Origin of the sequence: Paracidovorax oryzae ATCC 19882, from assembly GCF_000687165.1 — a bacterium.
GTDB lineage: Bacteria > Pseudomonadota > Gammaproteobacteria > Burkholderiales > Burkholderiaceae_C > Paracidovorax > Paracidovorax oryzae.
Genome location: NZ_JMKU01000002.1, coordinates 157,727 through 178,928 on the forward strand (window position 1 = coordinate 157,727; position 21,202 = coordinate 178,928).

Annotated in this window: 17 protein-coding genes; 14 read left to right on the forward strand and 3 right to left on the reverse strand. The window is 70.1% G+C overall.

Features of this window, described 5'->3' with window-relative positions; translation table 11 throughout:
• Positions 1-55 precede the first annotated feature (55 nt).
• Both T336_RS0102490 and chrA read left to right on the forward strand, forming a co-directional pair.
• The gene (locus T336_RS0102490) at positions 56-1,078 is read left to right on the forward strand and encodes a Bug family tripartite tricarboxylate transporter substrate binding protein (RefSeq protein ID WP_026431372.1); all 1,023 of its coding nucleotides are present in this window, start codon (positions 56-58) and stop codon (positions 1,076-1,078) included.
• Between the two features lie 58 nt (positions 1,079-1,136).
• Positions 1,137-2,495, forward strand: a complete 1,359-nt coding sequence (chrA, locus tag T336_RS0102495) for a chromate efflux transporter (RefSeq protein ID WP_026431373.1) — start codon at positions 1,137-1,139, stop codon at positions 2,493-2,495.
• 34 nt (positions 2,496-2,529) lie between these two features.
• On the opposite strand, the gene T336_RS0102500 is transcribed toward chrA, so the two are convergent.
• A complete protein-coding gene (locus T336_RS0102500) occupies positions 2,530-3,249 on the reverse strand; it encodes a glutathione S-transferase N-terminal domain-containing protein (protein WP_026431374.1) in 720 nt (239 codons plus the stop codon).
• Between the two features lie 122 nt (positions 3,250-3,371).
• On the opposite strand from T336_RS0102500, the gene dapF reads away from it, so the two are divergent.
• The 4 genes from dapF (at position 3,372) to T336_RS0102520 (ending at position 7,358) form a co-directional block, all read left to right on the forward strand.
• Entirely contained in the window at positions 3,372-4,250 is an 879-nt protein-coding gene (gene dapF, locus T336_RS0102505) for a diaminopimelate epimerase (protein WP_019700854.1), read from the forward strand.
• Positions 4,247-4,948: a DUF484 family protein gene (locus T336_RS0102510; protein WP_026431375.1), complete on the forward strand. Its 702-nt coding sequence runs from the start codon at positions 4,247-4,249 to the stop codon at positions 4,946-4,948. The genes dapF and T336_RS0102510 overlap by 4 nt, the downstream gene beginning before the upstream one ends.
• Before the next feature lie 7 nt (positions 4,949-4,955).
• Positions 4,956-5,939, forward strand: coding sequence for a tyrosine-type recombinase/integrase (locus tag T336_RS0102515; RefSeq protein ID WP_026431376.1), 984 nt, complete (start codon positions 4,956-4,958; stop codon positions 5,937-5,939).
• A 75-nt stretch (positions 5,940-6,014) separates the two neighbouring features.
• A complete protein-coding gene (locus T336_RS0102520) occupies positions 6,015-7,358 on the forward strand; it encodes a glycoside hydrolase family 10-like protein (RefSeq protein ID WP_026431377.1) in 1,344 nt (447 codons plus the stop codon).
• 18 nt (positions 7,359-7,376) lie between these two features.
• Here T336_RS0102520 and T336_RS0102525 read toward each other — a convergent pair whose 3' ends face one another.
• Positions 7,377-9,002 carry a methyl-accepting chemotaxis protein gene (locus T336_RS0102525; protein WP_026431378.1) on the reverse strand — a complete coding sequence of 542 codons (1,626 nt, stop codon included), beginning with the start codon at positions 9,000-9,002 and terminating at the stop codon, positions 7,377-7,379.
• Between the two features lie 262 nt (positions 9,003-9,264).
• Here T336_RS0102525 and T336_RS0102530 point away from each other — a divergent pair, with 262 nt between their 5' ends.
• Together T336_RS0102530 and T336_RS0102535 are read left to right on the forward strand one after the other, a co-directional pair.
• Positions 9,265-11,712 carry a hypothetical protein gene (locus tag T336_RS0102530; RefSeq protein ID WP_051647035.1) on the forward strand — a complete coding sequence of 816 codons (2,448 nt, stop codon included), beginning with the start codon at positions 9,265-9,267 and terminating at the stop codon, positions 11,710-11,712.
• A gap of 56 nt (positions 11,713-11,768) precedes the next feature.
• Positions 11,769-12,956, forward strand: a complete 1,188-nt coding sequence (locus tag T336_RS0102535) for a class I SAM-dependent rRNA methyltransferase (RefSeq protein ID WP_026431380.1) — start codon at positions 11,769-11,771, stop codon at positions 12,954-12,956.
• On the opposite strand, the gene T336_RS0102540 is transcribed toward T336_RS0102535, so the two are convergent.
• Positions 12,922-14,313, reverse strand: coding sequence for a diguanylate cyclase domain-containing protein (locus T336_RS0102540; RefSeq protein WP_026431381.1), 1,392 nt, complete (start codon positions 14,311-14,313; stop codon positions 12,922-12,924). The genes T336_RS0102535 and T336_RS0102540 overlap by 35 nt on opposite strands.
• Positions 14,314-14,517: 204 nt before the next feature.
• On the opposite strand from T336_RS0102540, the gene T336_RS0102545 reads away from it, so the two are divergent.
• The 6 genes from T336_RS0102545 to mraZ all read left to right on the forward strand — a co-directional run bounded on the left by T336_RS0102545 (position 14,518) and on the right by mraZ (position 21,200).
• Positions 14,518-15,597, forward strand: coding sequence for a CobW family GTP-binding protein (locus T336_RS0102545; protein ID WP_026431382.1), 1,080 nt, complete (start codon positions 14,518-14,520; stop codon positions 15,595-15,597).
• 309 nt (positions 15,598-15,906) lie between these two features.
• Positions 15,907-16,404 carry an RNA polymerase-binding protein DksA gene (gene dksA / locus T336_RS0102550; protein ID WP_019700863.1) on the forward strand — a complete coding sequence of 166 codons (498 nt, stop codon included), beginning with the start codon at positions 15,907-15,909 and terminating at the stop codon, positions 16,402-16,404.
• A gap of 109 nt (positions 16,405-16,513) precedes the next feature.
• Positions 16,514-18,316: a type IV pilus assembly protein FimV gene (locus tag T336_RS0102555; RefSeq protein WP_026431383.1), complete on the forward strand. Its 1,803-nt coding sequence runs from the start codon at positions 16,514-16,516 to the stop codon at positions 18,314-18,316.
• A 79-nt stretch (positions 18,317-18,395) separates the two neighbouring features.
• Positions 18,396-18,944 carry an ATP-dependent protease subunit HslV gene (hslV, locus tag T336_RS0102560; RefSeq protein ID WP_019700865.1) on the forward strand — a complete coding sequence of 183 codons (549 nt, stop codon included), beginning with the start codon at positions 18,396-18,398 and terminating at the stop codon, positions 18,942-18,944.
• Positions 18,945-19,047: 103 nt separating this feature from the next.
• Positions 19,048-20,364 carry an ATP-dependent protease ATPase subunit HslU gene (hslU, locus tag T336_RS0102565; protein WP_020424793.1) on the forward strand — a complete coding sequence of 439 codons (1,317 nt, stop codon included), beginning with the start codon at positions 19,048-19,050 and terminating at the stop codon, positions 20,362-20,364.
• 407 nt (positions 20,365-20,771) lie between these two features.
• Positions 20,772-21,200: a division/cell wall cluster transcriptional repressor MraZ gene (gene mraZ / locus T336_RS0102575; protein ID WP_013593218.1), complete on the forward strand. Its 429-nt coding sequence runs from the start codon at positions 20,772-20,774 to the stop codon at positions 21,198-21,200.
• Positions 21,201-21,202 lie beyond the last annotated feature (2 nt).

The window sequence follows — 21,202 nt, forward strand, 5'->3', positions numbered from 1 at the left end:
CCGGTACGGGCGACGCAGTCCGGCATGATTCGAACCCTTCCAGGAGACAAGCACCATGACCCATTTCATCCCGCGGGGCACCTCCCGCGCTCTTGCGCCGCAGGGTATCCGCCGGCGCGATGCCGGCCTGGCCCTGGCCGCGCTGTGCTTCGGTGCCGGCGGGCCCGCGGCGGCGCAGCAAAGCGTGCAGCGCATCCTGGTGGGTTTTCCCGCGGGGGGCTCGGTCGATGTGGTGGCGCGGCGCCTGGCCGAGAGCTGGCGCGCACGCAGCGGCACGACCGTGGTGGTCGAATCCCGCTCCGGCGCGGGCGGGCGCATCGCGCTCACGGCGCTGAAGGACGCGCCGCCCGACGGGCTCACCATGGTGCTCAGCCCCTCGTCCATGCTCACGATCTATCCGCACGTGTACAAGCGGCTGCAGTACAGGCCCGCCACGGATTTCATCGCCGTGGCGCCGGTGGCGCTGTCCACCTGCGGCTTCATGGTGGGGCCCAAGGTGCCCGATTCGGTGAAGACGCTCAAGCAGTTCGCGGAGTGGGCCAAGGGCAGGCCCGAGCCCGAGGGCTATGCCTCACCCGCCGCGGGCGCCATGCCGCACTTCCTCGGCAACCAGTTCGCGCGCGCCGCGGGCATCTCGCTCACGCACGTGCCCTACCGTGGCGCGGCGCCCGGCCTGCAGGACCTCATGGGTGGGCAGGTGGCCTCGGGCTGCTTCAGCGTCGGCGACTGCCTGCCGCACGTGCCCACCGGCCGCGTGCGCGTGCTCGCGGTAAGCGACAGACAGCGGTCGCGCTTCCTGCCCGACGTGCCCACCTTCGCCGAGCAGGGCTTCGCGGGCATCCAGGGCGTGGAGAGCTACGGGCTCTACCTGCCCGCCCGCGCGCCCGCGGCGGTGGCCGAGCGCTGGGCCGAGGCTGCCCGCCAGGCCGTGGGCGAGCCGGCGGTCGTGGAGGCACTGGCCAAGCTCGGCTTCGAGCCCGCGTCGGGAACGCCCGAAGAGTACGCCCGCCAGCTCGCCCAGGAGCGCGATCGCTGGGCACCGGTGGTCGCCGCCTCGGGTTTCTCGTCGGAGGAGTAGCGGCGAAGGGCACGCGGCAGCCACGGAATCCGAGGAAAATCACGCACCTTTCCTCGCGATGGACCCCATGCCAACTCCCGCCGCCGAGGGCGTTCGCCCGTCCACCGTGTCCCTCGCGCAGGCCCTGCGCTTCTGGCTGAAGCTCGGCTTCATCGGGTTCGGCGGGCCCGCCGGGCAGATCGCGCTCATGCACGACGAGCTGGTGGACCGGCGCCGCTGGATCTCCGAAAAGCGCTTCCTGCATGCGCTGAACTACTGCATGCTGCTGCCCGGTCCCGAGGCGCAGCAGCTCGCCACCTACCTCGGATGGCTGCTGCACCGCACGTGGGGCGGCATCCTGGCGGGCGTGCTTTTCGTGCTGCCGTCGCTGTTCATCCTGGTGGCCCTGGCCTGGCTGTACATGGCGCACGGCGATGCGCCCGCGGTGGCGGGCGTCTTCCACGGCATCAAGCCGGCCGTGACGGCCATCGTGGCGCAGGCCGCCCTGCGGATCGGGGGCCGGTCGCTGCGCAGCGGCTGGCTGTGGTCCATCGCCATCGCGGCGTTCGTCGCGCTCTTCGCCTTCGATGCTCCGTTCCCGGCCATCGTGGCGGCTGCGGCGGTGGCGGGGCATGTCGGCGGCAGGCTGCGCCCGGCGGCGTTCGGCGCCGCGGCGGCCACTGCCCCTCCAGCGGAAATGTCCCGGGCACAGGGCCGTGCGCTCATCGACGACGACACGCCGGTGCCCGCCCATGCGCGCTTTTCCTGGCGGCGCGCGTGCGCCGTGCTGCTGGCCGGCACGGCCCTCTGGCTGCTGGCCATGGGCGCGCTGTGGGCCGCGTTCGGCCGCGATGCCGTCCTGGTGCACATGGCCTGGTTCTTCACCAAGGCGGCGCTGATGACCTTCGGGGGCGCGTACGCGGTGCTGCCCTATGTGTACCAGGGCGCGGTCGAGCACTTCCAGTGGATGACCCCGGCGCAGATGATGGACGGCCTGGCGCTGGGCGAAACCACGCCGGGGCCGCTCATCATGGTGGTGTCGTTCGTCGCCTTCGTGGGCGGATGGGCGCGGGCGCTCTTCGGGCCGGACGCGCTGCCGCTCGCGGGCGCCACGGCCGCGGCCGTGGTGACGTTCTTCACCTTCCTGCCGTCCTTCGTCTTCATCCTGCTGGGCGGCCCGTTCATCGAGTCCACGCGCGGCAACCTCCGGCTCGCGGCGCCGCTGGCGGGCATCGCGGCGGCCGTGGTCGGGGTGATCGCCAACCTGGCGGTGTTCTTCGCCCTCCACGTGTTCTGGCCGCAGGGCCTGCACGCAGGCCCCGATGTGCGCATGCTGGTCATCGGGGCGGCATCGGCGGTGGCGCTGATGCGCTGGCGGGTGGGTGTCATCCCCGTCATCATCGCCGCGGGGCTTGCCGGGCTCGCGATGGGGCTGTGAGCCGAGCGAGGGCAGGGGCCCGCACTAAAGACCGTCAGTCCGGGTTCCTCGCGGGAATCTCCAGCCCGCGCGCCACCGCGGGCCGGGCCACGAAGGCGTCCAGCACCCGCCGCACGTGGGTGAACCGGTCGAACTCCACCAGTTCGCCTGCCTCGTAGAAGCCCACGAGGTTGCGCACCCAGGGGAACACCGCGATGTCGGCGATGGTGTAGTCCTCGCCCACCATCCAGGGGCGGCCGTCGGCCAGGTGCCGGTCCAGCACGCCCAGCAGGCGGCAGCACTCGGCCACGTAGCGGTCGCGCGGGCGCTTGTCCTCGTAGTCCCTGCCGGCGAACTTGTGGAAGAAGCCGAGCTGGCCGAACATGGGGCCGACGCCGCCCATCTGCCACATCAGCCACTGCAGCGCCGCATAGCGCTGCGCGCCCGCGGGGGCCAGGAAGCGGCCCGTCTTGTCGGCCAGGTAGACCAGGATGGCGCCGGACTCGAACAGCGCCAGGGGCTGGCCGCCCGGGCCGTTGGGATCCAGGATGGCCGGGATCTTGTTGTTGGGGTTGAGCGAGAGGAACTCCGGCGAGGTCTGGTCGTCCTGGTCGAAGCGCACGAGGTGCGGCTCGTAGGGCAGGCCGGTCTCCTCGAGCATGATGGAGGCCTTCACGCCGTTGGGCGTGGGCAGCGAATAAAGCTGCAGCCGGTCGGGATGGCGGGCGGGCCATTTGCGCGTGATGGGGAAGGCGGCGAGCACGTCGTCGGTCATCGGAATTCCTCTCGGGGCTAAGGGATGGGCGCTAGGGACGGAGGGGGCCATCATCGCGCGCCCGGCCGGCCCCTGCCGGCGAGGGGCCATGCCGCGCCTGCCGGGCAACGATAATCCTGCGGATGCAGATCCGCTTCACCAAAATGCAGGGTGCCGGCAACGATTTCGTCGTGCTCGACGAAACGCAGGGGCGCCTGGGCCTCACGCCCGCGCAGTACCGCTACCTCGCCGACCGCCACTTCGGGGTCGGCGCCGACCAGATCCTCACCGTGCGTCCGTCGCCGGCCGACGGCATCGATTTCGAATACGTCATCCACAACGCCGACGGCGGCGAGGTCGAGCAGTGCGGCAACGGCGCGCGCTGCTTCGCCCGCTACGTGCGCGACAAGGGCCTCACCGACCGGGACACCATCCGCGTTCAGACCCTGGCCGGCGTGATCGCCCCGCGCCTGACGCCGGACGGCCGCGTCACCGTGGACATGGGCCGCCCGCGCTTCGACCCTGCCGAGGTGCCTTTCGATGCCTCTGGCCTCGCACCCGCGGCCCGCGGGGCGGGACAGACGTGGCCGCTGCCTCTCGGCGCCGGCGCCGACGCGCAGGTGGTCGACGTGGCGGTGGTCTCCATGGGCAACCCGCATGCCGTGCAACTGGTCGAGGACGTGGACGCGGCGCCGGTGGCGCGCACCGGTCCGCTCATCGAAGGCCACGCGCGCTTTCCGCAGCGCGTGAACGCGGGCTACCTGCAGATCGAGGACCGTGCCCACGTGCGCCTGCGCGTGCATGAACGCGGCGCCGGCGAAACCCTGGCCTGCGGCACGGGCGCCTGCGCCGCCGTGGCCGCGGGCATCCGCCTGGGCCTGCTGGACACGCGCGTCGATGTCCGCACGCGCGGCGGCCTGCTCACCATCGCCTGGAGCGGCGACCCGTCCGAGTCCGTCTTCATGACCGGACCGGCGACCACCGTCTTCGAAGGCCAGATCGACATTCCCGACGCACCATGACCCATCCGCATACCCCCGCCCAGGCCGTGCCTCCCATCACGGAAGAAGACATCGCCGAATTCCTCGCCAACACACCGGGCTTCTTCGAGCGCCACGCCGAGCTGCTGACCGGCGTGGTCCTCACCAGCCCGCACGGGCAGCGCGCCGTCAGCCTGCAGGAGCGCCAGGCCGAGATGCTGCGCGAGAAGATCAAGGGCCTGGAGCAGCGCATCATGGAAATGGTGCGCCACAGCCACGAGAACACCGCCATCGCGCAGAAGATCCACCAGTGGACGCGCGAGCTGGCGCAGGCCGGCGACCCGGCGCTGCTGCCGGGCCTGGTGGAGCAGGGCATCCGCCGGCTGTTCGACGTGCCGCAGGCGGCGCTGCGCCTCTGGGACGTGGGCGGCCCGTACGCGGGTGCCGCCTTCGCGCAGGGCGCGAGCGCCGATGCGCGCTCGTTCGCCACCTCGCTCACGCAGCCGTTCTGCGGCCCCAACCTCGGCTTCGAGCCCGCGGGCTGGCTGCCCGAGCCTGCCTCGGTGCAGTCGATCGCCCTGCTGCCGCTGCGCCAGGGGGCGCTCGATGACGACGCGCCGGCTTTCGGCCTGCTGGTGCTGGGCTCGCCCGACCCGCAGCGCTTCGGCGCCGACATGGGCACCGACTTCCTCGTGCGCATGGCCGAACTGGCCAGCTCGGCGCTCTCGCGCCTGCGCTGACCCGGCCATGGCGGACGGCCCGCAGCCGGTGGTGCCCACCGATCCCGACGTGCTGCGCTACCTGGAGCACGTGCGCGTGGAAAAGCGCCTGGCGCAGCGCACCGTCACGCTCTACACGCTCGACCTGGCGAAGCTGGCCGCCAGCGCGCGCGACGCGGGCGTGCCGCTGCTGCAACTGCAGGCCGCGCACATCCGCCGCTTCGTGGCGCAGATGCACGCGGGCGGGCGCGGCGGGCGGGGCATCGCGCTGATCCTGTCGGGCTGGCGCGGCTTCTTCACCTGGGCGGCACGGCAGGGACTCGTGCCCCACAACCCCGTGCAGGGCGTGCGCGCGCCGCGCGCGCCCAAGCCGCTGCCCAAGGCGCTGGGCGTGGACGACGCGGTGCGGCTCGCGGAGTTCGAGGGCTCCTCGGGCAGCGACCCGTGGCTGGAAGCGCGCGATGCGGCGATGGTCGAGCTGCTCTACGGCTGCGGCCTGCGCGTGGGGGAACTGGCCGGCCTGGACGCCGTGCCGGGGCCGGACACGCAGCGCCAGGGCCGGGGCTGGATCGACCTCGATGCCGCCGAGGCGCACGTCTTCGGCAAGGGTTCGAAGCGGCGCAGCGTGCCGGTCGGATCGGCCGCGCTGGCGGCCCTGCGCGCCTGGCTGGAGGTGCGGCTGCAGCCCTTCGGCAGCGCGGCCTCCGGCCGCGCGGATGCTGCGCTTTTCCTGGGCCGGCGCGGCGCACGGCTCACGGGGCAGTCCATCTGGTCGCGCCTGCGGCAGCGCAGCCAGCTCGCCGGGCTGTCCACGCCGGTGCACCCGCACATGCTGCGGCACTCCTTCGCCAGCCACCTGCTGCAGTCCAGCGGCGACCTGCGGGCGGTGCAGGAGCTGCTGGGCCATGCCAACATCACCACCACCCAGGTCTATACGCGCCTGGATTTCCAGCACCTCGCCAAGGTGTACGACGCCGCCCATCCGCGGGCGCGCCGCAAGCCTGGCGGCTGACGGCCGGTCGCAGGCATTCGCGGGGGCCCGTCCTTCCATGGCGGCAGGGAATTTCCGTGCTGCAGAATCCGGCCCATGCCTTCTCCCCATGCCACGTTGTTTTCCTTCCCCACCGATCCACGCCGCCGGCGCCTGCTCGCCCAGGCGGCCGGGCTGTCGTCCCTGCTGGCAGCGCCGCTCCTGCTGGAAGGCTGTGGCGGAGGGGCCAGCGCGGGTGCCGGCCCGGAGCCGTCCTTCACGCGGGCCCGGCCCCTGCGGGCCAGCTGGGTCTCCACGGTCCTGAACCTGGACTGGCCCTCCGCGGAGTCCGCCCGGATCGCCGACGATGCGCAGCGCGTCGCCGTGCAGCAGGCGGAACTGCTGCGCATCCTGGACGAGGCGGTGGCCACCGGCCTCAACGCGGTGATCTTCCAGGCCAAGCCGTGCGCGGATGCGCTCTATGCCTCCGACCTCCTGCCCTGGTCGCCCTACCTGACCGGCACGCTGGGCCGGCATCCCGGATTCGACCCCCTGGCCTTCGCCGTGGAGCAGGCGCATGCGAGGGGGCTGGAGCTGCACGCCTGGCTCAATCCGTACCGCGTGTCGATGGACGTGGGCGCGGACACGGTGCGCATGCTGGACAGCGCGCCCGCCGACGGCCCGCCCAGCATCTACCGCACCCGGCCCGGCTGGATCCGCACGGCCGCCCGGCGCTTCGTGCTGGACCCGGGGCTGCCCGAGGTGCGGGCCTGGCTGGGCAGCGTGGTGGCCGAGATCACGTCGCGCTATGCCGTGGATGCCATCCACTTCGACGACTACTTCTATTACGAAACCGCCGACTCGCGCCTGGACGACGCACAGACCTTCGCCACCTACGGCCAGGGCTTCGCGGACAAGGGCGACTGGCGCCGCCACAGCACCCGGCTGCTGGTGCAGGGGCTGTCGGAGCAACTGCGCGCCACCAGCCCCGGGGTGCGTTTCGGGGTCAGCCCCGCGGGTGTCTGGCGCAACCGGGCCGATGATCCGCGCGGCTCGGACACGCAGGCCGGGGCGCCCAGCTACGACGCGGCCTTCGCCGATACGCGCCAGTGGGTGCTCGATGGCCTGGTGGACGACCTCGTGCCCCAGGTGTACTGGCCCTTCGCGCGGCAGGCGGTGGGCTACGGCACCATCGCGCGCTGGTGGGCGGACGTGGCGCTGGCCTCTCCCGGCGTGCAGGTCCACATCGGCATGGCGCTCTACAAGGCAGGCCGGCCCACGGCCCAGGAGCCCGACTGGGGCGTGGAGGGCGGCGTGCCGGAAATCCGCCGCCAGATCGACCTCAACGAATCCACGCCCGGCATCCACGGCAGTGTGCTGTTCCGCCACGCCTTCCTGCGGGACCCTGCGGCAGCGGCCGTCGCGGCCTGGCTGCGGCAGCGGTGGGCGCCCGCGCCCTGAGGCAGTCTCCCCGTTGGCTCACCCGTGCCGCAGCAGTGCCCGGGGAGCGGAGGCGGGAGGCAGCGCCGCTCCGGCCAGGGCGAATCTTTCGACGGGCAGCCGGAAACTGGCCACCGTGCCGACCAGTTCCCGGGCGCGCTGGCTCAGCGCGGCGGCAGCGGCGGCCATCTCCTCGACCAGCGCCGCGTTGTGCTGGGTGGAGCGGTCCATGTCGTTCACCGCGTCGTTGATCTGGTCCACGCCCTGGCTCTGCTCCTGGCTGGCGGCGGTGATTTCCCCCACCAGCTGCGACAGTCCCTGGATCGACTGCACCACGCTCGACATGGTCTGGCCGGCGCGGCCCGCCAGCGCGGTGCCCGCGGCCACGCGGTCCATGCTGGCGCCGACCAGGCCCTTGATCTCGCCGGCCGCCTGGCCCGCGCGTTGGGCGAGCTGGCGTACCTCTCCCGCGACCACCGCGAAACCCCGGCCCTGTTCGCCCGCGCGGGCGGCCTCCACCGCGGCGTTGAGCGCGAGCAGGTTGGTCTGGAAGGCGATGCTGTCGATGATGCCGGTGATGTCCGCGATGCGCCGGCTGCTGTCCTGGATCTGCTGCATGGTGTCCACCACCTCGGTCACCACCGCGCCACCCTGGGCGGCCACGCGGGACGCGGCCTGCGCCACGCGGTCGGCCTCCAGCGCATTGCCCGCGTTCTGCCGCACGGTGCCGTTCAATTGCTCCATGGAGGCCGCCGTCTGCTGCAGCGCGCCCGCCTGGCCTTCGGTACGCGCAGAGAGGTCGCTGTTGCCCTGGGCGATCTGCAGCGCGGCAGAAGACACGCTCTCGGCGCTCTCGTGGATGGCCGCCACCATGGCGGCGAGCTGGTCGCGCATGCTTCGGAGCTGGGCCATCAGGCTCGTCGCGTCGCCCTGGCGCGCGGGAATCTCGATGGTGAGGTCGCCCTGCGCCACGCTGCGTGCCACGGCCGCGGCGGCGCCGGGTTCCGCGCCGAGCTCCCGCAGGATGCCGCGCACCACCAGGGCGCCGAAGCCGATGGCGAACGCCATGCCCGCCAGCACCGCCGCGATGACGCCCGCGCGGGTCTCGGCGTAGCGGGTCTCGGCCGCCTCGTAGGTGCTGCGCGCGGTATCCAGCTGCACCTGCGTGAGGGCGGCGAGCACGGCCTGCAGCGGGTCGAGGGCCGGATACATCTCACGGGCGGCGAATGCCGTCAGGCCGGGGATGTCCCGGGCGCGCAGCAGTTCCTCCAGGGCCTGCACGGCGGCGTCGGCACGCGCCTGCAGCGGCCCGAATTCCTCGAGCAGCCGGTGCTCCTCGGCATGCAGGCCGGTCGCCAGGTAGGCGGCCCACTGCTCGTGCACCTCCTTGCGCGCCGCATTGACCGACTCCAGGCCCTGTTGCGGCGTCAGCGCGCCGTCGCGCACCTTGTGGGCGGTGTCCACGATGTTCACCGCGTAGGCGTCGGCCACCCGCTTGATCTGCTGCAGCGGCACCACCCGGTCGTGGTAGACGGATACCAGGCCGGCATTGGAGCGGGCCATGCCCAGCAGCCCGGCGGCGCCGACACCGGCAGCCAGCAGGCAAAGGGCGGCCAGGAGCCAGCCGAGACGGGTCGAGACCTTGAGCCGGTGTAGGTAGTGCATGGAAATTCCCTCTGTAGTGGATGGTGGATCTGTTCTTGTGCGGGCCGCACGGGCAACTGCAGGAACGGATCCTAGGAAAGCCCGGCGCCGGCTTTCTCAACAATCCTCAAATCTTCTTTGTCTGACACGGCACTTCTGTTGTGAACTGGACAATCCCGCTCTTTCGTGCATTGCGGCCCCCGGGATTTGCCCGTGGGAGGGCGCGCGATCGTCGAGAATGGCTGTTGAATATCACAAGGGGCGTCCGAGTACGCCAGGACGCATGACCCAGAGACACCAGCGTGGGCGTATGGAATCGAGCGTGGCCCGCGCGACGGGGGCTTTGGCTCTGGCGCTGCTGGCGTGTCTCGCAGGCGGCGGCGGGATGTGGGCCCGCGGCCAGTTGCATTCGGTGGCTGCCGCGAATCCGGCGCCCCAGACCAAGGCACAGGTTGCAACGCCGGGGCGCGCCATCGGTTATGTGGAAGACTTCGCGCAGACCCCCGGAAGCATGCTCCACATACGGGGGTGGACGCTCAGTCCGGACGAGATCGGGAGCGTCGAGGTTCTGGTCAACGGCCGTACCGAGGCAGTGCTGCCCTACGGGCTCCAGAGGCCGGACGTGCATGCCGAGCATCCCGGGTTGCCTGGGGCTTCGAACGCGGGGTTCGAGGGGCGGGTGGCGCTGGGATCCCTTGACCGCCGGATCAGCTCCGTCGAGGTAGTGGCCATAGACCGAAAGGGGCAGAAGACCATCTTGCAGCAGCAGGTGTTGTATCCGGACGACTACAAAAGCCGCTGGAGCAGCTACCTGCCGGAGCGTGGGGTGGCCCCGGACGAAGTGTTCTATTTCCCGATCGCCACGAGCCACGTGGGCGAAGGGGGGGCGGACGGCATCCGTGAAACGTTCGCCTCGTACGAGAGCCGTACCGTGAAGGCCGGAATCCGGGTCCAGATCCTCTACATGCGCACGACCGTGGGGGCACGGGGCGACTATGCCTTCGACCCGGATTTCGTACCGGACAAGAAATGCGGGCAGCGGTTCATCGCGGAAGACAGCTTGAACCGCGTGATGCGCTACGCCATCGAAAAGAATGTCCCGGTCCTGTTCACGCTCAATGGCGGCATATGGGCCGACGCGCCCTGCGATGCGCCCCAATGGGACATCAACGACGTCCTGGAGAAGGATGAAGGACTGTGTCAGTGGAACGAGAAGAACCAGGTCATGCCCGACGCGGCCCTATCGGGACAGCCCGGGTCGTTCGAATCGCCGGAACTGGGCCGCTCCCTGAGCCTCAACGTGTTCGCCGAACGCGCCCGCTTCTACAAGAGGCGCAACCTCCAGCAGGCGTCGGCCCTGATCCGGCGTTTCGCGTCGGAGCATCCTGATCTCTTCATCGGGATCAACCTCGATCCGGACGTCTACGTCAACCCGTTCTTCGAGGGCAAGCAGTGGTACGACTACAACCCTCAGACCTTGCGCCAGTTCAGGGACTGGCTGCGCGGCACCGGGCCCTATGCGAATGCCGGGGGGGCCGGCGTTCCCGATCTCTCCGCCTATCGCCGCGCGCGCGTCCTCACCCTGGCAGACGTGGACCGGCTGACCGGCAGGCGCCATGCCAACTGGGAGGAAGTCGATCCGCCACGGGAGTTTCCCACGCAGATCTCGCAGTTCTGGAAGGACCCCTGGACCCAGGAGTGGGAGCACTTCCGCCGCCACCTGGTCAAACTGCATTACGACGAACTTTCGCAGTGGGTCGCCCAGACGGGCATACCGGCCAGCCGCATCTATTCGTCGCAAGGCTTCATGCCGCCCGGGAAACTGATTGATCCCTTCGCCGTGCGTCTGGACAGCCCCGCCAAGAACTATGACTCCGGCGGCATGTCGATCGAAGGCTCGGTGCCGGTCGAGGGGCGCCTGGGCGCGATCATCTATGGCGACAGCGCCATCAACGCGATCCGCATGGAAGGCCATGCCTCGCTGTTCGACGAGTTCCGCCGCTACAGCCCGGAATGGGCGGTGGTGGAATACAACACGGCCGATCTGAACACGCCTGCGAAGATGGCGGGATACGGCCAGGCCTATCGCTCGCTGCGCGATATCGCGAACTATGGCGCGCGCTTCGTCTCCCCGATGGCCTGGAACGGCAGTCCGGGGGAGGCTGCGGGCACCCGGGACTACGTCGGCTACACCTCGCTGCGCCGCGCGCCCCTGGAGCAGGCCATCATGCAATTCATGATGGTCCGCTACGACCTGCCCCGCAGTGCGCGGCTGTGGACGTTCGGTGCCGGCACCCATGACGACACGGACCAGTGGCAGGCCGAGGGCGGCTCCCGGATCGCAGCCACCCCGAAGGGGCTGCGCGTGGTGCTGGATGGCCAGGGCCGCGCCAGCGTGGTGTCGCCCGCGGAACTGGCGGTCCGCCCCGGCGCGTTCGACGCACTGGTCGTGCAGGCCGACGGCGGCGGCGAAGACCTGAGGCTGGCGGTGGACGTGCAGGCCGCAGGCGGCGCCTGGCAGCCGCTGGTGGCCGAGGCCCCCCTGCGGCAGCGCGAGCGGCGCAGCGCGGGATTCCGCATCCCGCTGCCGGTGGCTGCCGCCCCGGATGCGGTGGCTTTCGACCGGCTGCGGCTCGTCTGGCATGGCCGGCCCGGCGCCGCCGTGGACCTCGCCCTCGTGGCGCTCTACCCGGCGCCGCGCGTGGCCGCCGTGGAGCCCGCCGTCCGCTGAGACGCCGCGGCGCCGGTCCGGGCGCCCTCGCGGCTGGCGGAAGGACAATACGCTCCATGAAAACCATCCGCCTGCGCCCTGGCAAGGAGCGTTCCCTCCTGCGCCGCCATCCCTGGATCTTCGAATCGGCCATCGCCAAGGGCGGCGGCGACAGCGGGGAGACCGTGCGGGTGGAGTCGGCGGACGGCCGCTTCCTGGCCTGGGCCGCCTTCAGCCCTGCATCGCGCATCCGCGCCCGTGCCTGGAGCTTCGACGAGGCGCAGCGCATCGACCCCGCATTCTTCGCCGCTGCCGTGGACCGCGCGGTCCGGGCGCGGGAGCGCTTCGCCATCGAGAGCGACGGCGTGCGCCTGGTGCATGGGGAATCCGACGGCCTGCCCGGCCTGATCGTGGACCGCTACGGCGACACCCTGGTGGCACAGTTCACCAGCGCCGGCACCGAGCGCTGGAAAGCGGTGATCGCCGATGCCCTGCTGCAGGCCACGGGCCTCGACAGGCTCTACGAACGCTCCGACGCCAGCGTGCGGCAGCTGGAGGGACTGGAGCCCGCCACGGGGTGGCTGCGCGGCGACGGCCCCACGGAGCTGTCCATCCGCGAACATGGCTGGCGCCTCACCCTGGACATCGCCGAAGGCCACAAGACCGGCTTCTACCTCGACCAGCGCGACAGCCGCCACCGCTTCTCCGAGGCCGTGCGCCGGCTCGGCGCGCGCCAGGTGCTCAACTGCTACTGCTATACCGGCGGCTTCACCGTCGCGGCGCTCGCGGGCGGAGCCGCGCAGGTCACCTCCATCGATTCGTCGGGGCCGGCGCTGGAGCGCGCGCGCTCGCATGCGGCCCTCAACGGCTTCGAGGCCGCCCGCACGGAATTCCTCGATGCCGACGTGAACGCCTCCCTGCGGCGCTTCCTCCAGGAAGGCCGCCGCTTCGACGCCATCGTGCTCGATCCCCCGAAGTTCGCGCCCACCGTCGCCCATGCCGAGCGCGCCGCGCGGGCCTACAAGGACATCAACCGCCTGGGCCTGCAGCTGCTCGCGCCCGGCGGGTTGCTCTACACCTTCTCGTGCTCCGGCGGGATCAGCGCCGACCTGTTCCACAAGATCGTGGCCTCGGCCGGCGCCGACGCGGGGGTGGACGGCTACATCCTGGAGCGCCTCGGCGGCGCGCCCGACCACCCCATGACCCTGGAATTCCCCGAGGGGGAATACCTCAAGGGGCTGGCGGTGATGCGCAAGGGAGCGTGACGGGCGCCTGCGGCTCGCTGCCGGCACCGGCCATCTCGACGCGGCCGCGGCCGCCGCGCTTGGCGGCGTAACAGGCAGCGTCCGCGTCGGCCATGAGGTTTTCCAGGGGCTCGGGCGTGCTTCCGAACAGCCGCACGCCGATGCTCGCGCCGATCCGGAACACGTGCTGCGCCGCCTGGAAAGGCTCGCTGCGCAGTGCCTCCACGATCTGCAGGCCGGTGCTCCGGGCGCCATGCCGGGTGCAATGCCGCAGGAGGACCACGAACTCGTCGCCTCCCAGGCGCACGAGCACGTCGTCCACGCGCACGCAGCAGCGCAACCGGCCCGCCACCTGGCAGAGCACATGGTCGCCGGCCGCATGGCCGGCTTCGTCGTTCACGGCCTTGAAACCGTCCAGGTCGATGAAAAGCAGCGCATGGGAGCCGGGCTGAGAGGAGAGTTCCTGGACCTGCGCGCCCAGGCTGCGGCGGTTGGGCAGTCCGGTCAGCACGTCGTGGTGCGTTTCCGTGCGCAACTGCTCGGCCAGCACCCGCAACTGTTCCTCGCTTTCGCGCGCACGCAGTTCGGCTGCGCGCAGCTCGCTTTCGTTGCGCTTCACTTCGGAGATGTCTGTATGCAGGGCGTAGTTCTGCCCGCCGGCGCTGCGGTTCATGGTCACGCGCATCCAGCGGTCGCCCGGCAGCGGCACTTCGAACGGCGCGCCCGCGAAGAAGGCGGCATCGTGCAGGGCCGCAGCCACGTCCTGGGCACGCCGCAGCCGCTCCTGGGCATCGGGTGACGCATCCCAGAGCTGCCTGACGATCTGCACATAGGTCCGCTGCGCCAGTGCCTCCCTGGAGGGCAGCCCGTGCATCATCACGAACAGGTCGTTGGCGTACAGGATGCGGCCTTCGTCGTCCAGCACGGCCGCGGCCTCGCCCAGGTCCTCCAGCATTTGACGGGTGCCGGACGCCGGCAGCGAGGACTGGAACTTCGCGGCCGGGGCGTCGGAGGGCTCGTCCACATGCGCCACGTGCTGCCAGACGCGGATGCGATACCCCCCGTGCACGGGCACCGCGGCCACGCGCAGCCATCGCCCGAGGTGCTGGAAGACATAGGGCCGCGTCTGCAGGCGGTTGCGCATCAGGCCGTCGGCGATGAAGCGGTCGATGTGGGGGAGGTCTTCGGGCGGCAGGCGCCCCTGGTAGAAGCGCCGCAGATTGTCGGCATAGGGCTCGCCGGCATGGACGCGGCCTTCGTGCTCCGGGAAGAAACGGAGAAACGAGGCATTCCACAGGACGGTACGCTCCTCGGCGTCGAACACGCACATGGCGATGCCCAGCGAATCCAGGAGCGTGGCGGTCAGGTCGAAATCCATGGCCTGGAAAAAGAGCGGAAAACGGCTCGTAGAAGGGCTGTCGGGGGCGGAATCTGGAAATCAATGTAGCGTATTTCCCGCTGCGCCAACCGGGGAAAAGGCCGGCTTTGGCGCCCGAAATCCGGGGGTGTTGACAGCCTCGCTAAACTTTTGGGAAGGCGTTCCGCGCCGCCACCCTCCACCTTCCGAAAGCGTTTGCCGACCATGTCCCTCATTCCCACCACCATCCTCACGGGCTTCCTGGGCTCGGGCAAGACCACCCTCCTCAAGCGCGTGCTGACCGAGTCGCACGGCCAGAAGATCGCCGTCATCGAAAACGAATTCGGCGAGGAGAACATCGACAACGACATCCTGGTGACGGATTCCAAGGAACAGATCGTGCAGATGAGCAACGGCTGCATCTGCTGCACGATCCGCGAGGACCTGCGCGAGACGCTCCAGCTGCTGGCCGCCAAGCGCCGCAAGGGGCTCCTGGACTTCGACCGCATCGTGATCGAGACCACCGGCCTGGCCGATCCCGGACCGGTGGCCCAGACTTTCTTCATGGACGAAGAGATCGCCGAGACCTACCTCATCGACTCCATCATCACCCTGGTGGACGCCAAGCATGCCGCCCAGCAGCTGAACGACCGCCAGGAGGCACGCCGCCAGGTGGGCTTCGCGGACCAGATCTTCCTGTCCAAGACCGACCTCGTTTCCAGCGAGGAGACCGACGCGCTGATCCACCGCCTCAAGCACATGAACCCGCGCGCGCCGATCAAGGCGGTCCATTTCGGCGAGGTGCCGGTCTCGGAAGTGCTGGACCTGCGCGGCTTCAACCTGAACGCCAAGCTCGACATCGACCCCGACTTCCTGAAGGAAGAGGACGACCACGGCCATGGACATGGCCACGGGCACGACCACCACGACCATGACCACGAGCACGGCGAGCACTGCAGCCATCCCTCGCACCAGCACGCAGGCCATGGCCACCACCATCACCATGACGACGACGTGAAGAGCTTCGTCTACCGCGCCGACCGTCCCTTCGACCCGGCGAGGCTGGAAGACTTCCTGGGTGCCATCGTCAACATCTACGGCCCCCGCATGCTGCGCTACAAGGGCGTGCTGCACATGAAGGGCACCGAGCGCAAGGTCATCTTCCAGGGCGTGCACCAGCTCATGGGCAGCGACCTGGGCCCGCAGTGGGCCGAGGGCGAGCAGCGCCAGAGCAGGATGGTGTTCATCGGCATCGACCTGCCCCAGGACATCTTCCGGCAGGGCCTGGAGCAGTGCCTGGCGTGAGCCGGCCCCGGGCCGGGTGCGGCGGCCGGTTTGTAGGATAACCACTACTTCGCGGGGGGCGGCCGCGCGCGCGCTGAATCGGCCGATACAATCGCGCCCCGGCAAAAACGGGAGGACACCGCCGCCGCATCGACCGCTTTCGGGAGGGCGGGCGGCACGGGCGGGACCGGGTTTGCCGCGCCGCCGTCCCATTCCGGTGGAAACCGCCGTACGTAGGAGGCGGCCTCCTTCCCGTTTGGAGCAATTGACCGTACCATCCACGGCACCGTCGCCGGCCACCCCGCCGGCGCAGCCAGCCTAATACACATCATGCCTACGACCCTGCAAGCGCAATCGCCCGTCGCGGCCGCCAAGAAAGACCCGAAGCTGGCCAACAACTGGAAGACCAAGTCGGCCGAGGAGCTGTCCGACGCCGAGGTGCTTTCCATGCCCGACAGCGAGTACATGAACGAGAAGCAGCTGGCGTTCTTCCGGCACAAGCTCGTGCAGCTCAAGCAGGACATGCACAACAACGCAGGCGAGACCACCGAGCACCTGCGCGAGGACACCGTGGTGGTGCCCGATCCGGCCGACCGCGCCACCATCGAGGAAGAGCACGCCCTGGAGCTGCGCACCCGCGACCGCGAGCGCAAGCTGCTCAAGAAGATCGAGCAGTCCATCGCCCGCATCGACGCGGGCGACTACGGCTACTGCGACGAGACCGGCGAGCCGATCGGCGTCGGCCGCCTCCTGGCGCGCCCCACCGCCACCCTGTCCCTGGAGGCGCAGCAGCGCCGGGAGCTCAAGCAGAAGATGTTCGGGGACTGACGGCACCGCGTCCGCCACATCCGCCCGCGCCCGGCCCGTCCCGCCGTTTTCCGCACCTGTCCGCCCGCCCCCCCGTGCCGAGGCGCGTGCCCTCCAGCCACGACGATCCATGAGCAAGGAAGATTCCTCCCGCGGCCTGCTGTCCAAGGTGGTGCGCTTCGTGCGCAATCCCACCGTCAACTGGAATGAGCTCGACTCCATCGACGAAGAGCGCGAGAGCCAGTACAGCAAGCAGATGCTCAAGGAAATGATCGAGCGCAAGCGCCGCAACGATTTCGTGCGGCGCCGCGAGTTCGACCAGCTGCGCAAGCTGCGCCAGCGCGAGGCCCTCCACGGCCAGCGGTCGGACGATCAGACCGCCCGGCCCTCGTTCTTCCATACCAGCATGACTTCGCCGGACGACCGGGCCGTCACGCTCAAGAAGATCGACGAGATCGAGGCGCAGATGTCCCAGCAGTGGTGGAAGAGCAAGCAGCCTGCGGCCGCCGGTTCGCCGGCCGGCATGGCGCCCACCGAACCGGCACCCTTCGGCGCCTCCGATTCCGCCGACGCGGCGCACGCCCGTGCGTTCGCCCCCACCGCCCCGGCCAGCCTGCCGGCGGGGCTGTCGGAGCCCGGCGTGCAGCCGCTGTTCTCCGGCGAAAGCCTGCCGCCCGCCACGGACCTCATGGCCCCCACGGTGCCCCAGGCGTTTCCCGGCGCACGCTCCGCCGAAGGCTCGCGTCCGCTGGCGCCCCCCCTGCTCACCGAGCGGGCCGATCCGCCGTCACGTCCCGCGCCGGCCTACGTGGCGCCCGAGCCGCCGCCCTACGTGCACGAGCCCGACCTGGAGGAGGCCGCGATCCGCTTCGCGAACGGCGACTACGCCGGCGCGGAGGCGGGCCTGCTGGAGGCGCTCGCGCAGCACGAGGGCGACGAGGACATGGCGCGGCAGGCCGAGTTCTGGATGGCGCTCTTCGATTTCTACCGCGCCACGGGCGACCATGCCCGCTTCGAGTCGCTGGCCATCGATTTCGCCGCACGGTTCGGCCGCTCCGCGCCGCTGTGGTTCTCCATGCCCGAACTCCTGGGGATGCAGCCTCCGTCCGCCCCGGCCGATCCCGCCGGCGGGGCCCAGCGCGAATTCCTCTGGAACGCACCTTCGGTGCTCACGGCCCAGTCGGTGGCGGCCCTGCAGGCCTCCGTGGCCCGGGCGTCCGCTCCGCCCTGGACTTTCTCCTGGTCGCGCCTGATGACCATCGAGGAAGGGGCCGTCCCGGGCCTGGCGCAGCAGTTCGGGCAGTGGGCGGACCGTACCGAGGCCATCGTCTTCAAGGGCGTGGACGCCCTGGCGAGCCTGCTGGAGGCCCGCACGCCGTCCGGCGACCGGAGCGTTCCGCCGGACTGGTGGCGCCTGCGCATGGCGGCATTGCGGCTGATGGGCCGGCCCGACGAGTTCGAACTGGTCGCGCTGGACTATTGCGTCACCTACGAGGTCTCCCCGCCGTCCTGGCAGGCCCCGAACTGCAGCTATTCCGATGACGGGGGCGGCGATGGCGCCCATCCGGCGGCGGCCGCGGTGCCCTTCGACGCGGATGCCTTCTCCTCGGGCTTCGGCGAGCCGGCCTCCCAGCCGGGGGGGCTGGAGCCCTCCGTTCCGGCCGCCGTGCTGTCCGGGCACATCGAGGGCGATGCGACGGCCATCCTCGAGCCCATGGAGGCGCACCTGCATGCCGGCGTGCCGTTCGCCATCGGCTGCGACCGGCTCGCGCGCGTGGATTTCGCCGCCGCCGGCTCCGTGCTGAACTGGACAGCCGCCCAGCAGGCCCTGGGCAACGTGGTGCACTTCACCCAGGTCCCGCGGCTGGTGGCGGTGTTCTTCAACGTCATCGGCATCCACGAGCACGCGCGCATCGTTCCGCGGCAGAACTGAGCCCGTCCCGGGCGGGCGGCGGGCGGCCCCGGCGGCGGGGCTGTTGCAATCCGGGCGTCCATCCCCAATTCCGGACGCTATGGAACAGTTTCACGGCACCACCATCCTCAGCGTCCGCCGCCAGGCCGCGGACGGCACCATCCAGGTCGCCATCGGCGGCGACGGGCAGGTCACGCTCGGCAACATCGTCGTGAAGGGCTCGGCGCGCAAGGTGCGCAAGCTGCACCACGGCAAGGTGCTCGCGGGCTTCGCGGGCGCCACGGCCGACGCCTTCACCCTCTTCGAGCGATTCGAAGCCAAGCTGGAAAAGCACCAGGGCCACCTGACGCGCGCCGCCATCGAACTCACCAAGGACTGGCGCACCGACCGTGTGCTGCGCCGCCTGGAGGCCATGCTGGCCGTGGCGGATGCCAGCGCCTCGCTCATCATCACCGGCAACGGCGACGTGCTGGAGCCGGAGCAGGGCATCGTGGCCATCGGCTCCGGCGGTGCCTACGCGCATTCGGCCGCCAAGGCGCTGCTGAACCACACCGAGCTGTCCGCCGAGGAGATCGTGCGCAAGTCGCTCGCCATCGCGGGCGAGCTGTGCATCTACACGAACATGCACCACACCGTCGAGACGCTCTGACGCCCGCGTCGTCCTTCCGCCGCGCGCGGCGGGCCTGCCCGCGGGCCGCCCGCCGTGTCCCCTCCCTGCCGGTTCCCGGCCCGTTCCGTCCCGAGTGAACACCATGTCTTCCATGACCCCCCAGGAAATCGTCTCCGAGCTCGACCGCCACATCGTGGGCCAGTCGGGCGCCAAGCGCGCCGTCGCCATCGCGCTGCGCAACCGCTGGCGCCGCCAGCAGGTCGATCCCGGACTGCGCCAGGAGATCACCCCCAAGAACATCCTCATGATCGGCCCCACCGGCGTGGGCAAGACGGAAATCGCCCGCCGCCTCGCCCGGCTGGCGGATGCCCCGTTCATCAAGGTGGAGGCCACCAAGTTCACCGAGGTGGGCTACGTCGGCAAGGACGTGGACTCCATCGTGCGCGACCTGGTCGAGGTGGCCGTCAAGCAGACCCGCGAGGCCGACGTGAAGAAGGTGCGTGCCCGGGCCGAGGACGCCGCCGAGGACCGCATCCTCGACGTGCTCATCCCCACGGCGCGCACCGGGGAGCAGCCCGCGGACAGCACCGCCCGCCAGGTGTTCCGCAAGAAGCTGCGCGAGGGCCTGCTGGACGACAAGGAGATCGAGATCGACCTGGCCGATGCCCGGCCCCAGCTCGAGATCATGGGCCCCCAGGGCATGGAGGAAATGGCCGAGCAGCTGCGCGGCATGTTCAGCCAGATGGGCCAGGAGCGCCGCAAGACGCGCAAGCTGCGGATCGCCGAGGCGCTGAAGCTGCTCACCGACGAGGAGGCGGGCAAGCTGGTCAATGAAGAGGAGGTCAAGACGCGCGCCCTGCAGAACGCCGAGCAGAACGGCATCGTGTTCATCGACGAGATCGACAAGGTGGCCACGCGCCAGGAGGCCGGCGGCTCCGACGTCTCCCGCCAGGGCGTGCAGCGCGACCTGCTGCCGCTGGTGGAGGGCACGACGGTGAGCACCAAATACGGCATGGTGAAGACCGACCACATCCTCTTCATCGCCTCCGGCGCCTTCCACCTGGCCAAGCCGAGCGACCTGATTCCCGAGCTGCAGGGGCGCTTTCCCATCCGTGTCGAACTGGAGTCGCTCTCCGTGGGCGATTTCGAGGCCATCCTCACCCAGACCCATGCCTCCCTGGTGAAGCAATACCAGGCGCTGCTGGCCACCGAAGGGGTCACGCTGGAATTCGTTCCGGAGGGCATCACGCGGCTGGCCCATATCGCCTTCGAGGTGAACGAGCGCACCGAGAACATCGGCGCACGCCGGCTCTCCACCGTGATGGAGCGGCTGCTGGACGAGGTGAGCTTCGACGCCGCGAAGCTGTCGGGCCAGACCGTGCGCGTCGATGCCGCCTACGTGGACGGACGCCTCGCGAGCCTGAGCCAGAACGAGGATCTTTCGCGCTACATCCTGTAAGAAGCGATCTTTTCCTACAGACTTGTAGATTTTTCTGCAGGTCTTTCCTGAAATCGCACCGCCGCCCGGGCGCCAGCCGCCGGGCGGCGGTTTTGCTTGGGCCGCGGCGTGGACCGGGCGGCCGGGCAGGGCGCCGGAGTCCTGTTCCCATTCCACGTTGGCGCCAGACCCTAAGGTATCACTTCCACAGCACATGCTAAGTGCTTATCCGGGAAGGGAATTCACCCCCGATATACGTTTGCAATCAGCGCTAAGTCGTTGATTTCATTGCAAAACTTTGTTGCACCCGATCGTGCGACCGGGCCTTTTCCTGCTACAGTGCAAAAAAGTGCAATTAAGTGGTGAAAAGTGCCCTCCAACCCCGTTCTCGGCGGGAAGTGGCGGCGACAACCTGTCGGGGTCTAACGGTGTTTCAAGGGGCGTCATCGCTGAGTCTGGATGCGAAGGGTAGGCTTTCCGTGCCCACCCGGCATCGTGACGTCCTGAGCGCGACGGCCGGCGGACAGCTCACCATCACCAAGCACCCGCACGGCTGCCTCATGGTCTTCCCCCGTCCCGAATGGGAAAAATTCCGCGAGCGCATCGCCGAGCTGCCGATGTCCGCCCAATGGTGGAAGCGCATCTTCCTGGGCAATGCCCAGGACGTGGAGATGGACGGCACGGGCCGCGTGCTCGTGGCACCCGAGCTGCGGCAGGCCGCGGGCATCACCAAGGACACCATGCTTCTGGGCATGGGCCACCACTTCGAGCTCTGGGACAAGGCCACCTACGAGGCCCAGGAAGCCCAGGCCATGCAGGGCGAGATGCCCGAGGCCTTCAAGGACTTTTCTTTCTGAAG

Excerpts from the sequence above, each read along its gene's own strand:
- T336_RS0102490 (WP_026431372.1), top strand. The coding sequence starts at position 56 with ATGACCCATTTCATCCCGCGGGGCACCTCCCGCGCTCTTGCGCCGCAG.
- chrA (WP_026431373.1), top strand. The coding sequence starts at position 1,137 with ATGGACCCCATGCCAACTCCCGCCGCCGAGGGCGTTCGCCCGTCCACC.
- T336_RS0102500 (WP_026431374.1), bottom strand. The coding sequence starts at position 3,249 with ATGACCGACGACGTGCTCGCCGCCTTCCCCATCACGCGCAAATGGCCC.
- dapF (WP_019700854.1), top strand. The coding sequence starts at position 3,372 with ATGCAGATCCGCTTCACCAAAATGCAGGGTGCCGGCAACGATTTCGTC.
- T336_RS0102510 (WP_026431375.1), top strand. The coding sequence starts at position 4,247 with ATGACCCATCCGCATACCCCCGCCCAGGCCGTGCCTCCCATCACGGAA.
- T336_RS0102515 (WP_026431376.1), top strand. The coding sequence starts at position 4,956 with ATGGCGGACGGCCCGCAGCCGGTGGTGCCCACCGATCCCGACGTGCTG.
- T336_RS0102520 (WP_026431377.1), top strand. The coding sequence starts at position 6,015 with ATGCCTTCTCCCCATGCCACGTTGTTTTCCTTCCCCACCGATCCACGC.
- T336_RS0102525 (WP_026431378.1), bottom strand. The coding sequence starts at position 9,002 with ATGCACTACCTACACCGGCTCAAGGTCTCGACCCGTCTCGGCTGGCTC.
- T336_RS0102530 (WP_051647035.1), top strand. The coding sequence starts at position 9,265 with ATGACCCAGAGACACCAGCGTGGGCGTATGGAATCGAGCGTGGCCCGC.
- T336_RS0102535 (WP_026431380.1), top strand. The coding sequence starts at position 11,769 with ATGAAAACCATCCGCCTGCGCCCTGGCAAGGAGCGTTCCCTCCTGCGC.
- T336_RS0102540 (WP_026431381.1), bottom strand. The coding sequence starts at position 14,313 with ATGGATTTCGACCTGACCGCCACGCTCCTGGATTCGCTGGGCATCGCC.
- T336_RS0102545 (WP_026431382.1), top strand. The coding sequence starts at position 14,518 with ATGTCCCTCATTCCCACCACCATCCTCACGGGCTTCCTGGGCTCGGGC.
- dksA (WP_019700863.1), top strand. The coding sequence starts at position 15,907 with ATGCCTACGACCCTGCAAGCGCAATCGCCCGTCGCGGCCGCCAAGAAA.
- T336_RS0102555 (WP_026431383.1), top strand. The coding sequence starts at position 16,514 with ATGAGCAAGGAAGATTCCTCCCGCGGCCTGCTGTCCAAGGTGGTGCGC.
- hslV (WP_019700865.1), top strand. The coding sequence starts at position 18,396 with ATGGAACAGTTTCACGGCACCACCATCCTCAGCGTCCGCCGCCAGGCC.
- hslU (WP_020424793.1), top strand. The coding sequence starts at position 19,048 with ATGTCTTCCATGACCCCCCAGGAAATCGTCTCCGAGCTCGACCGCCAC.